General features: G+C 40.6%; 13 protein-coding genes. 7 read left to right on the forward strand and 6 right to left on the reverse strand.

Annotated elements, in window-relative coordinates; all coding sequences use genetic code 11:
• Nucleotides 1-210 precede the first annotated feature (210 nt).
• Nucleotides 211-1,200: an NTD biosynthesis operon transcriptional regulator NtdR gene (gene ntdR, locus ACQVGT_RS15015; RefSeq protein WP_015383285.1), complete on the reverse strand. Its 990-nt coding sequence runs from the start codon at nt 1,198-1,200 to the stop codon at nt 211-213.
• A 103-nt stretch (nt 1,201-1,303) separates the two neighbouring features.
• Between ntdR and ntdA the strand changes: the two genes are divergently transcribed.
• The 4 genes from ntdA (at nt 1,304) to glcP (ending at nt 5,792) form a co-directional block, all read left to right on the forward strand.
• Complete coding sequence (ntdA, locus tag ACQVGT_RS15020; RefSeq protein WP_015383284.1) at nt 1,304-2,629, forward strand: 3-dehydro-glucose-6-phosphate--glutamate transaminase; 1,326 nt, start codon at nt 1,304-1,306, stop codon at nt 2,627-2,629.
• On the forward strand, nt 2,601-3,449 hold the full coding sequence (ntdB, locus tag ACQVGT_RS15025; protein WP_015383283.1) for a kanosamine-6-phosphate phosphatase: 849 nt from the start codon (nt 2,601-2,603) through the stop codon (nt 3,447-3,449). Before ntdA ends, ntdB begins: the two co-directional genes overlap by 29 nt.
• Before the next feature lie 13 nt (nt 3,450-3,462).
• On the forward strand, nt 3,463-4,515 hold the full coding sequence (gene ntdC / locus ACQVGT_RS15030) for a glucose-6-phosphate 3-dehydrogenase NdtC (RefSeq protein ID WP_015383282.1): 1,053 nt from the start codon (nt 3,463-3,465) through the stop codon (nt 4,513-4,515).
• A 71-nt stretch (nt 4,516-4,586) separates the two neighbouring features.
• Nucleotides 4,587-5,792, forward strand: coding sequence for a glucose/mannose transporter GlcP (glcP, locus tag ACQVGT_RS15035; protein ID WP_015383281.1), 1,206 nt, complete (start codon nt 4,587-4,589; stop codon nt 5,790-5,792).
• Nucleotides 5,793-5,948: 156 nt separating this feature from the next.
• Here the strand turns inward: glcP and ACQVGT_RS15040 are convergent, their stop codons facing one another.
• The 4 genes from ACQVGT_RS15040 to ACQVGT_RS15055 form a co-directional block, all read right to left on the reverse strand.
• On the reverse strand, nt 5,949-6,476 hold the full coding sequence (locus tag ACQVGT_RS15040; RefSeq protein ID WP_003245853.1) for a MarR family transcriptional regulator: 528 nt from the start codon (nt 6,474-6,476) through the stop codon (nt 5,949-5,951).
• Between the two features lie 76 nt (nt 6,477-6,552).
• A complete protein-coding gene (locus tag ACQVGT_RS15045; protein WP_080109035.1) occupies nt 6,553-8,052 on the reverse strand; it encodes a monooxygenase in 1,500 nt (499 codons plus the stop codon).
• 180 nt (nt 8,053-8,232) lie between these two features.
• A complete protein-coding gene (gene lepB / locus ACQVGT_RS15050) occupies nt 8,233-8,739 on the reverse strand; it encodes a signal peptidase I (protein WP_003233128.1) in 507 nt (168 codons plus the stop codon).
• Nucleotide 8,740: 1 nt separating this feature from the next.
• A complete protein-coding gene (locus tag ACQVGT_RS15055; protein ID WP_010886465.1) occupies nt 8,741-9,364 on the reverse strand; it encodes a TVP38/TMEM64 family protein in 624 nt (207 codons plus the stop codon).
• A 151-nt stretch (nt 9,365-9,515) separates the two neighbouring features.
• Here ACQVGT_RS15055 and ACQVGT_RS15060 point away from each other — a divergent pair, with 151 nt between their 5' ends.
• From ACQVGT_RS15060 to ACQVGT_RS15070, 3 genes are all read left to right on the forward strand, one after another.
• Complete coding sequence (locus ACQVGT_RS15060) at nt 9,516-9,887, forward strand: YhjD family protein (protein WP_015383278.1); 372 nt, start codon at nt 9,516-9,518, stop codon at nt 9,885-9,887.
• 198 nt (nt 9,888-10,085) lie between these two features.
• The gene (locus tag ACQVGT_RS15065; RefSeq protein WP_003224377.1) at nt 10,086-10,286 is read left to right on the forward strand and encodes a DUF3311 domain-containing protein; all 201 of its coding nucleotides are present in this window, start codon (nt 10,086-10,088) and stop codon (nt 10,284-10,286) included.
• Nucleotides 10,283-11,752, forward strand: coding sequence for a sodium:solute symporter family protein (locus ACQVGT_RS15070; RefSeq protein WP_015383277.1), 1,470 nt, complete (start codon nt 10,283-10,285; stop codon nt 11,750-11,752). Before ACQVGT_RS15065 ends, ACQVGT_RS15070 begins: the two co-directional genes overlap by 4 nt.
• A gap of 43 nt (nt 11,753-11,795) precedes the next feature.
• Here the strand turns inward: ACQVGT_RS15070 and ACQVGT_RS15075 are convergent, their stop codons facing one another.
• Nucleotides 11,796-12,065 carry an excalibur calcium-binding domain-containing protein gene (locus ACQVGT_RS15075; RefSeq protein ID WP_015483052.1) on the reverse strand — a complete coding sequence of 90 codons (270 nt, stop codon included), beginning with the start codon at nt 12,063-12,065 and terminating at the stop codon, nt 11,796-11,798.
• Nucleotides 12,066-12,171: the final 106 nt, after the last annotated feature.

Here is a 12,171-nt window from a genome sequence, read left to right on the forward strand (position 1 = left end):
GGTTCAAGAACTTTTAAATCGCAAACCATCGAGATGGGGAAATATAAGTGGATATTTCGTTGTTAATGGATCAGATTTGAAGTGAGTGCTGCCAGAGGGTGAAATGAAAGGCAAAGAAATAATTGACGACTTACTAATTGAAAAAGAGGTTAAAATGAATAACCTCTTTTTCTTATATAAAGATATAAAATGATAAAGGGAAATCTATCATTACGTTGATTCTCTTATAATAAGCTTTGTTGGCAGTTTAATAATTCTTCTGTTTAAAGTGACATTACCCGAAATGGACTCGATAATTTTCAACACAGCCTGTTGGCCTAATTCTATTACAGGGATATCAATTGTTGTTATGGTCGGAGTAACGACTTGGCAAATCAATTGGTTGTCAAAACCAATTACAGCTAAGTCTTCTGGAACTTTAAAGCCATTTTTCATTGCCTGTTTAATAATCCCTGCGGCGACTTGATCATTTCCTGTAAATATTGCTGAGGGTCTGTCCTTTAGATCCTTTAACTTATGAAAAACTCGAAAGCCATCCTCGATATTAAACATTTCGCCGAATATCCATTCGCTTCTATGATGTAAATTGTAATCTTGTAAAGCTTTCAAGTAACCCTCTTTCCTCTGACATTGAGCTTCGCTATATGGAGTATCAAAACAAAACCCAATTTTTTTATGCCCTCTTTCAATTAAATGTACTACCCCCATGTATGCGGCTTCAAATTCATCATACCCAATTATCGTGATGTCCGCTGAGTGATGATATTCATTACATAATAAGATAGGACCATACTTTAAGAAAGGGGATATCTGATCCCATTCATTTTCTAAAGTTCCAAGAATAATACCATCCACTTCTTTATGTTTCAATAACTCTAATAATTCTAGCTCCGTCTGTTTGTCATAAAAGGTCTGAAATACAATTACCTTGTAATTCTTAAACAGTGCTTCATGAGAGACCCCTTTTATTAATTGAGCAAAAAATGGATGGTCGATACTCGGAACCGATAAAGCTATCGTTTGTGTCTTATTTCTCCTAAAATTCCGAGCTAAATAATTGGGAGTGTAGTCAAGTTCGTTAATTGCCTTTAAGATCATATCTCTTTTTTCTTTCGACACATAAGGATGATTATTCAATACTCTTGACACTGTGGTTTTAGACACGTTGCATAATTTTGCTATTTCATCAATTGTAGGCATATTTTCCCTTCCTTAAAAAAGTTGTTGACATGTTACCGATTTCAGAAATTAGGATAAATTTGTAATAAATTTTTAGATTATAAAATCATTGGAGGTACTGTTCATGCAAAAACAGGTTAAGATTTCAGGTAAAAGCAAAGAAAACATGTCACTATTAAAACACTTAAAAGGTGACGTACAAGGAAAAGAACTTGTTATTGAAGACAGTATTGTAAACGAGCGGTGGAAACAAGTATTAAAAGAAAAGATAGATATTGAACATGACCTTTTCAACTATCAAAAAAATCGTGAAATCAGTAAAGTCCCTTTTTTGCCTGTAGACAGATTAATAACCAATGATGAAGTGGAAGATATCTTAAATACATTAACTGAAGTTTTGCCAACTGGAAAATTTACAAGTGGTTCCTATTTAGAGCAATTCGAAAAAGTTTTATCTACATATTTACATAAAAGGTATGTAATTGCAACCAGCAGTGGAACCGATGCTATTATGATAGGTTTATTGGCTTTAGGGTTAAACCCAGGGGATGAAGTGATCATGCCGGCTAATAGCTTTTCAGCTACTGAAAATGCTGTGTTAGCTTTGGGAGGCGTTCCTATCTATGTAGATATTAACCCACAAACATTCTGCATCGATCCTGACAAAATTGAAGAAGCAATCACTCCTTATACAAAGTTTATTCTACCTGTGCATTTATACGGAAAACATTCAGACATGCAGCATATCCGTCAAATCGCAAATCGTTATAAATTAAAAGTAATTGAAGATGCCTGCCAAGGAATTGGCCTGACAGACTTAGGAAAGTATGCAGACATCACTACATTAAGTTTTAATCCTTATAAGAATTTTGGTGTATGTGGCAAAGCTGGGGCAATAGCAACTGATAATGAAGAACTCGCTAAAAAATGCATTCAATTTAGTTATCATGGTTTTGAAGTAAATGTAAAAAATAAGAAAGTCATCAATTTTGGATTTAATTCAAAAATGGACAATTTACAGGCAGCTATTGGTTTAGAGAGAATGAAGTACCTTTCATTAAACAACTTCAAAAGACTGTTCTTGGCGGATAGATACATTACCCAATTAGCAGAGTTACAGAATAAAGGCTTTATTGAATTACCAGAATTAAGTGAAGATCATGTATGGCATCTGTTTCCTATTAAGGTAAGAACAGAAGATAGGGCAGATATCATGACTAAATTAAATAAAGATTTTGGTGTTCAAACAGATGTATATTATCCAGTACTGTCTCATATGCAAAAAACTCCTTTAGTACAGGACAAGTATGCAGGACTCCAATTGGTTCATACGGAAAAGGCTCATAGTCAGGTACTGCATTTGCCTTTATATCCGTCATTTACTTTAGAAGAACAAGACAGAGTAATGGAGGGACTGTTTCATGTTATTAAGCAAGAAATCGGAGTATAAAACGTTATCCACGGTTGAACATCCTCAGTATATTGTTTTTTGTGATTTTGATGAAACGTATTTTCCGCATACAATCGACGAACAAAAACAAAAAGACATTTATGAACTCGAAAACTATCTAGAACAAAAAAGTAAAGATGGGGAACTAATAATCGGATGGGTTACTGGGAGCAGTATAGAATCTATTCTCGATAAAATGGGACGAGGAAAATTTAGATATTTTCCGCATTTTATAGCTAGTGATCTTGGAACTGAAATTACGTACTTTTCTGAGCATAACTTCGGACAGCAAGATAATAAGTGGAACAGTCGCATAAATGAAGGGTTTAGTAAAGAAAAGGTTGAAAAACTTGTGAAACAGCTGCATGAAAATCATAACATTCTTTTGAATCCTCAAACTCAATTAGGAAAGTCACGGTATAAGCATAACTTCTACTATCAGGAACAAGATGAAATAAACGACAAGAAAAACCTATTAGCAATTGAAAAAATCTGCGAAGAATACGGCGTTTCAGTAAATATAAATCGGTGTAATCCCTTAGCAGGCGATCCAGAAGACAGCTATGATGTAGATTTTATCCCCATAGGGACAGGAAAGAATGAAATTGTAACGTTTATGTTAGAGAAATACAACCTAAATACCGAAAGAGCTATCGCATTTGGGGATAGTGGAAATGATGTTCGTATGTTACAGGCAGTAGGGAATGGATATCTGCTAAAAAATGCAACACAGGAAGCCAAAAACTTGCATCACCTTATAACTGATAGTGAGTACTCAAAAGGAATTACTAATACCTTAAAAAAATTAATTGGTTCATGAGGAGGAAATAAAAATGAAGAAGATAGGCATCATAGGTGCAGGTGGTATTGCAAGAGCGCATGCAACTGCTTTATCTACAATAAAAAATGCAGAGTTAGTAGGGGTATATGACATAAATCAACAAAATGCAGAAAGCTTTGTGAAAACTTTCGGCGGGAAGTCATTTGAAAACGCAGATGAACTAATTGATGCCTCAGAAGGTTTAATTGTAGCATCACCAAACTTTTGCCATAAAGAACATGCTTTGCAAGCATTAGGAAAACATAAGCATGTTTTGTGTGAAAAGCCTATGGCTATTTCTCTTGAAGAAGCAAGCATAATGAAAGATACTGCTGAAAGGTTGAGCGTAAGAGCCAGTATGGGATTTAATTATAGATATTTATCTTACGTAAATATCTTAAAAAGCTTAATTATCAATAATGAACTAGGTAACATACTGTCCATAAAAGTACACTTCAAGAAAAATAGTGCACTTAGGCGTAAGAAGTTTACTTGGAGAGATGACGCTAACAGTAAGAAGACGAGTGGATCATTGGGGGATCTGGGTATTCACCTTATTGACATGGTATGGTATTTGTTTGAGAGTGATTTCATCACAGAATCAGTAAGGGCAAAAATGAACACAAATGTAAAAACAAAAGAGGATAAACAGGTACTCGTAGATGACTATGCAGAAATTTATGGCCAGCTGAAGAACAAGGTATTTGTAAATATCATCACATCAAAATGTTCTGTACCTGAAGACTGTGGTTTTAGCATTGAGGTAGTTGGACACAAAAAAGAGTTTAAATACCACACAGGTAATCCTCACGTTTACAAGCTCATAGATGGCTTGAACGTGGTAGACTGCCCAGTACCGCAAAGCCTATTAAACGATCCGCCAAACGAGTTTTATGGATGGGCTGATTCTTTTAGAAGCGAGTTAATCAATTGGATTGCATCAACTCAAAATGATTGGGTTGAGATCCCTTCTTTTAGTGATGGTTTTAGATCTCAGGAAGTGTTAGAAATGTTCTTTGAGAAAGACAGCAACTCTCAACCAATGTCTGTTTCAGCAGTCAACTAGTATTTCAAAGAGAGAAGTTACTAAAAAAGCAGGAATGTATTTTCCTGCTTTTTCATATAGGGGTGAAATGAATGTTAAGAGGGACATATTTATTTGGATATGCTTTCTTTTTTACAGTAGGTATTATCCATATATCAACAGGGAGTTTGACACCATTTCTATTAGAGTCTTTTAACAAGACAACAGATGATATTTCAGTCATAATCTTCTTTCAGTTTACCGGATTTCTAAGCGGAGTATTAATCGCACCGTTAATGATTAAGAAATACAGTCATTTTAGGACACTTACTTTAGCTTTGACAATAATGCTTGCAGCGTTAAGTATCTTTTTTCTAACTAAGGATTGGTATTATATTATTGTAATGGCTTTTCTCTTAGGATATGGAGCAGGCACATTAGAAACGACAGTTGGTTCATTTGTTATAGCTAATTTCGAAAGTAATGCAGAAAAAATGAGTAAGCTGGAAGTTCTCTTTGGATTAGGCGCTTTATCTTTCCCATTATTAATTAATTCCTTCATAGATATCAATAACTGGTTTTTACCGTATTACTGTATATTCACCTTTTTATTCGTCCTATTCGTAGGGTGGTTAATTTTCTTGTCCAAGAACCGAAAGTACGCTAAGAATGCCAACCAACAAGTGACCTTTCCAGATGGAGGAGCATTTCAATACTTTATAGGAGATAGAAAAAAATCAAAGCAATTAGGCTTTTTTGTATTTTTCGCTTTCCTATATGCTGGAATTGAAACAAATTTTGCCAACTTTTTACCTTCAATCATGATAAACCAAGACAATGAACAAATTAGTCTTATAAGTGTCTCCTTTTTCTGGGTAGGGATCATCATAGGAAGAATACTGATTGGTTTAGTAAGTAGAAGGCTTGATTTTTCCAAATACCTCCTTTTTAGCTGTAGTTGTTTAATTGTTTTGTTGATTGCTTTCTCTTATATAAGTAACCCAATACTTCAATTGGGTGGTACATTTTTGATTGGCCTAAGTATAGCAGGCATATTTCCCATTGCTTTAACACTAGCATCAATCATTATTCAGAAGTACGTTGACGAAGTTACAAGTTTATTTATTGCTTCGGCAAGTTTCGGAGGAGCGATCATCTCTTTCTTAATTGGATGGAGTTTAAATCAGGATACGATCTTATTAACCATGGGAATATTTACAACTATGGCGGTCATTCTAGTAGGTATTTCTGTAAAGATTAGGAGAACTAAAACAGAAGACCCTATTTCACTTGAAAACAAAGCATCAAAAACACAGTAAAAAACGTATAAAATAAAGATACTAATAGACATATCGTATAAGCAGTGCAAATTCCTGAACATCTTGAATTTCATTCTTCAAGAGGAAATCTGATTTACGTTACAGCCTTGAACAAGATAGAAAAAAGCGAAAAACACGCACCGCAGTGCGTGTTTTTTATTTAAAAATGCTCGGGAGACCCCCTTCAATTTCTTCTGACGACGGATACCATTTTGTCACCAGATCCCGAAACAGCCGTTCCGCAAAAAGAATCTCTTCCTCGGTATAGCGGTCAAAAAATGACAGAAAACGCTGTTCAGCCTTCTGATGATAATATTTGTGCAAACTGTGCAGCTTTTTTCCAGCAGGCGTCAATCGGAAGTAGACCTCCTTTTTATTATCGCTGAGCTGTGTTCTGTGAAGGAACCCTGCGCCGAGCAATTTTGTGCTGATGCGTGATACAGTCGCTTTTGTCGTATTCATTTTTTCTGCTATCGACGTGACATTAATTGGTTCATTGTCCCCGACACAAGATAGAACATGAATTTCTGTCATCGTCAATTGAGATTTACTCCCGTGCTCTACATCCAGCTTCCTCAATTCGTCAGATAAAAAGGCTTTAATAAGCCCCTCCCATTTCTCCTGCTGATGAATGAGCTCCGCATACAATTCAAAAAGATTGCGTTTTGTATGATCTGTGTTCATCGGGTTTTCCATCCTTTTTCATTCGATTGTTTCTTCTATCATACCGTTTTGTTACAGATGAAACAATCGAATTGAATTATACTCGGCTGGTGACGGAAAACCAGCGGCTGATCCCTTTTTGAATCACCTCGGCACAATCGGGCGCTGATGCATCCACCGCCCAGGCAACATGTCCATCGGGACGAATCAATATGGTATGCACATCCCGCAACTTTTCATTCGGTTCTGCAAGCGAGGCGGTTACCGTACGTAAGCCTTTCACTTCGATATGATCATCAGCTTCCTGCCTCAATGACAGCAAAACGAATGTCCCGTTTTGGAGAAAGCTGTACAGCCGTTCCGAATTGCCGTCGGAAAGAATCAGCTCCATGTCAGGGAGCCTTGCCCCGTTCAAACGATTCGGCGGCATGGTACGATCAGCTTCATATCTGACATCGAGTGCAGAAATTTGCCCTGCTACATATCGATTCACATCAGGGAAGGCCAGCAGCTCCGACATCATGCTTCGCAAATGGAGGCCTGCTTGACTGAAATCGATCAGCTTTGTCTGTGCCTCTGTGTTTCTGAGGAGCCCTTCAGCTGCCGGATGCCGCTCGTCATGGTAGCTGTCCAAAAGCCAAGAAGGCGCAGAGCCTTTGATGGCCGCCGCCAGTTTCCACCCGAGGTTCATTGCATCCTGAAGGCCGACATTCAGTCCTTGCCCGCCCGCCGGAAAATGAATATGCGCGGCATCACCCGCAAGAAAGATTCTGCCGTCCCGATACCGTTTCGCTTGGCGCGCGGCGTTCCCGAACCGCGACATCCACGAAGGGTCGCTTAAACCAAAGTCAGTTCCGCAAATTCGCAGGAGGTCAGCTTTCAGCTCTTCCTCAGTCACAGGCACATCTTTCGGCGTTTGCGTGCGATAAGGGCTGATCACAACGACACGATATCGGTCTGAAGATAACGGAACAATCATAACACCGCCCTCTTTTGTGCAAAGGGACAGCACGCCTGACGGCGGCGGAGAAAGGAGCACCACATCCCCAAGCGCAGCGGTGACAGTGCTGTCTGTTCCCGGAAACTCAATTTTCGCCTGTTTCCGGACGGTACTTCCGGCGCCGTCTGCCCCAACGGCAAACTTGCTTGTGATCGTCCGTACACTGCCGTCCCGATCCTTAAAGATCGTTTGGACCGTTTCCCCGTTTTGCGTAACCGCCAGCGCCTCGGCACCCCGAAACACCTCTGTTCCCAGGCTTCGTGCATGATCTTCAAGAAGCTTTTCTGTTTTTGACTGCGGGAGCAAAAGCGTGTAAGGACAGCTCGTATCCAAGCCTGAAAAATCCAGACGGGTATCCAGCATTGAAAAATGTCCGGAAGGTATCTTGCTTCCCTTGGATACGAACCGCTCTAAAATCCCTCTCATCTCAAGGAGCTCCAGCGTTCGGGGGTGCAGCGTCAACGCCTTGGAATGCGGAACAGGTTTTTCAAGCCGTTCAATCACACATGTTCCCACTCCGGCCATCGCAAGCTCAGAAGCCAGCATAAATCCAACCGGCCCTCCTCCTATAATCACTGCTTCATATTTCATCATCATTCACCACTCCTTTTGTTTCATACAAAACGAACAAAATCTAATAAAAACAACTCATAATCAAAAAACAACCGTTTTTTTTGTTACGCGCGTAACAATATTGATTATAGCTCCTTACAAATTTTTCTTCAACACATTTTTCCAAACGGCATACAAAAAGACGCCTCTTCCATTAGCGTCTTTTTATTCGGCATCAGAAATCACACCGACAATATTTTTTTCTCTTATCGGACCAAAATGCCGGCTGTCGAAGCTGTATATGCGATTATCTCCAACGACAAAATATTTTCCTTTCGGCACCTTGCTTGTTCCCGTCACATCTTTCAAAGAAAAATCACCCGTTACATGGCTGCCGGCAGAAACAGATTTCAAATGCTTCAAAAATGGCTCAGCAACCTGCTTTCCGTTCACATACAGCTGATCATCTTTATATTTGATCGTTTCACCGGGCAAGCCGATTACCCGTTTAATCAGCACTTTATGATCAGGGCCTTTAAAAAGGACGATGTCAAAACGATGGATGGTTTTAAATCGATGCGAAAATTTATTGACCAACAATTCGTTTCCTTCCTGGAAGGTCGGATTCATACTGACGCCTTCTACCTTGTAATCAATAAAGACAGCATTTTTAACCTGGATGGCGAGAACAACGGACACTACACCGGCAAGAAACCAAAACCGTTTTTTCATGTTACTGTCTCCCTCCATCATGCTCACGCTGACTGGCTCTTACATGCAGATACCGCTCCACCTTTTTGCCGACATACCATAAGACAGTGATCACCAATACGGCGATGACCGTTCGAATCGGCTGGGTAATCAGCGCGTGCAGATCATATCCGATGAAGCTGATCATAAAAATCATGACAAGCTTCCCCGAGGCTGCCGCCAAAATAAACGGCCGCGTTCCGATCCTTGACAAACCGGCAACAACATTCACCGCGGCTGACGGTGTAAATGGAAAACAAAGCAGAAGAAACATGGGACCGAAGCCGTGTCTTTCCACCCATAACATCAGCTTTCTTACAGACGGATGACTGCGGATAAATCCAAGCAATTTTCTCTGTCCGTATTGACGGACAATCAAAAATACGAGAATGGAACCAGCAGTTGATCCCGCCCAAGACAGGATGAATCCTTCCCACAAGCCAAACGAGTTCGTATTCGCCACCACAAACACGATCAGCGGCAAAAACGGGAGAAATGCTTCAATTAAAGGCAGCAGCACAGCTATGAGCGGACCGAAAGCCCTATAGCTTTGAAATAATTCAGTTAAATGTTCTTGTGTCAAATAGGATAAAAAATGCTCCAACATTTATACTCCTTACCGGGTTTGTCTATCCTTATTCTACACATTATCAGCAGAAAACTAAAAAGTTTTGGTGATTTTTTCTGTCTTGAAACATTTCACCAGCCGATATAGAATACAAATAGAACAAACGTTCCCTTAGAAAGAAGGAGTCAATATGCCAAATCTGCAGGAAGAAATATACGATTTAATTGAACGGGCTCTCTTTTTGCCCATGGCCATTACGATTTTTAACCGTGATCTCGCCGAAATTGAAGAAAGCACATTAAAATTGAAGCATCCTTATAAACAGCTTATCAGCGAATCATTAAAAATAGCACAAAAGGATTTGATTGAGGTCAGAAAAGAACTGAGGAAAAGAAAAATTGCAATCCGCGAGACGGAACGCGATGAAGCCTTTACGCTCTATACATTTGTCATCGACGGTTATGAAGAAAACCATCGCTATTTTAATCCGCGAATCCGTGAGCAGGTCAGCGAATTATTAACATACTATCTATTTGCCCCGGACAGACTCCGAGCCTTTTGAATCATACTGCCCGTTCCCTCTTCGGGCGATTCAGATCATTAATTTCAGACAATTCACACTATACAAACAAAATAAATTTATTTATAATTCGAACCACAGCCTTTCACCCTAAAAAGTGACATGTGCTGCCATATCTGCGACATCATTTTCAGTACGCTTGGGCTTGTACACCCCAATCCTAAATAGAAGGAGGATTCTATGAAACTGATTCACGTTCTTGCCGCTTTGCCCTTTATCGGAATCTTACTCGGCATCCCTTTTGCAAATAAGGTGACCCCCTATGTGTTCGGCATGCCGTTTATTCTTGCCTATATTGTGATGTGGGCTCTTTTGACCTCTGCGCTGATGGCGATTGTGTATGTCCTCGACAAGGAAAATAAAAAGGAGGAAGCAGAATGAATGCAGCACTCATCATCATTTTCGGTGTCCTGCTCTTGAGTATTTTTCTCGGTATACGCGCCCAAAAAGGAAAAGACATGAACCTGGAGCAGTGGACGGTCGGAGGGCGCGGCTTCGGAACTGTTTTCGTCTTCCTTTTGATGGCAGGCGAAATTTATACTACTTTTACGTTTCTCGGCGGCAGCGGCTGGGCCTACGGAAAAGGCGGTCCAGCCTTTTATATCATCGCCTACGGATGTCTGGCCTACATCCTTTCTTACTGGCTTCTTCCGGCAGTTTGGACGTACGCGAAACAGCATAAACTGATGTCGCAGTCTGATTTTTTCACAAAAAAATACAACAGTCCGCTGCTCGGCATTCTCGTTTCACTGGTCGGCATCGCCGCACTCATTCCCTATCTTGTACTGCAGCTGAAAGGCCTCGGGCTGATTGTATCGGAAACCTCGTACGGCAAAATCACCCCGACCGCCGCCATCTGGATCGGCGCTGTTTCCATCACGGTTTATGTTATGGTTTCAGGCATTCACGGGTCTGCCTGGATATCGGTTGTGAAGGACATCATGATTCTGGTTGTCGTTCTGTTTTTAGGTGTGTATTTGCCAATTCATTACTACGGCGGATTTCAAGACATGTTTCAGCAGATTGAAACGGCAAAGCCTGGCTTTCTTACGCTCCCCGAATCGGGACAAAGTGTGGCCTGGTTCAGTTCAACCGTACTCTTGACAGCGCTCGGGTTTTACATGTGGCCTCACACCTTTTCCGCCTCGTATTCAGCTGAAAATCCAAAAGTCTTTCGCAAAAACGCCATCATCATGCCTTTGTACCAGCTGGTCCTGCTCTTCGTCCTTTTCGTTGGCTTTGCGGCTATCCTGCAAGTTCCAGATCTGAAAGGCGCAGACGGGGATCTGTCGCTTTTGAGACTGTCTCTGCAAACATTTGACCCTTGGTTTGTCGGAATTATCGGTGCTGCCGGACTGCTGACAGCACTTGTGCCAGGGTCTATGATCTTAATGTCCGCCTCCACGCTGTTTGCAAAAAATGTGTACAAGGTAATCGCGCCCCGCACGACAGAACTGCAAGTATCGGCGCTTGCTAAGTTTTTAGTGCCGGTGATTGCGCTGATTTCGGTGTATTTTACCTTCAAAGGCGGGAATACCATCGTTACGTTGCTTTTGATGGGCTACAGCCTTGTCACACAGCTATTCCCCGCCCTTTTGTTCAGCCTGTTCAAGCATAATATGGTGACAAAGCAAGGAGCCTTCGCCGGCATTATTGCAGGTGTCGGAGCAGTTACTTATATTACAATGACGGAAACGACCATCGGCACTTTATTTCCGGCGCTGCCGCAAGCCGCAAAAGACTTGAATGTAGGCATCGTCGCCCTGCTTTTGAATATCACGGTCATGATGGCAGTCAGCCTTATGACAAGGAAGGCGAAAAGCGCTGCGGCCGATCAGGCAGCTTAAGCAATAGAAAAAGCAATCTGGACACCAGATTGCTTTTTCTTATTTACCGTTCACAGGCGATAAGATCTTTATCGCGGTCTTTCTTTTTATTGGCATCATAAAGGTCCTTAGAGACGTAAGGCTTGTACTTTGTTTTTCCGCCTTTGTTTTTCGCCTTCGAAGTGCGGGCCACTCCGCCTTTGTATACTTTGTTTAACTCCTTGCAGTTCTTATAAACCTTCACCTTTGTTTTGGCTTCCGCCACATGGTCAGCTCCGTATGAAAAACCGAAAACGAGACCGAGTGACAGCAAAATCGCCGCCGCTTTTTTCATGACGATTCACTCTCCCAATACCCAATATTTAGTTGATTTATAGCTCGAATTTATCATAATTCATATAGTCTTATTTGACAAGATAAATATGGAAGAAGGCTTTGTT

The sequence above is a fragment of the Bacillus sp. SCT118 genome, assembly GCF_058566435.1.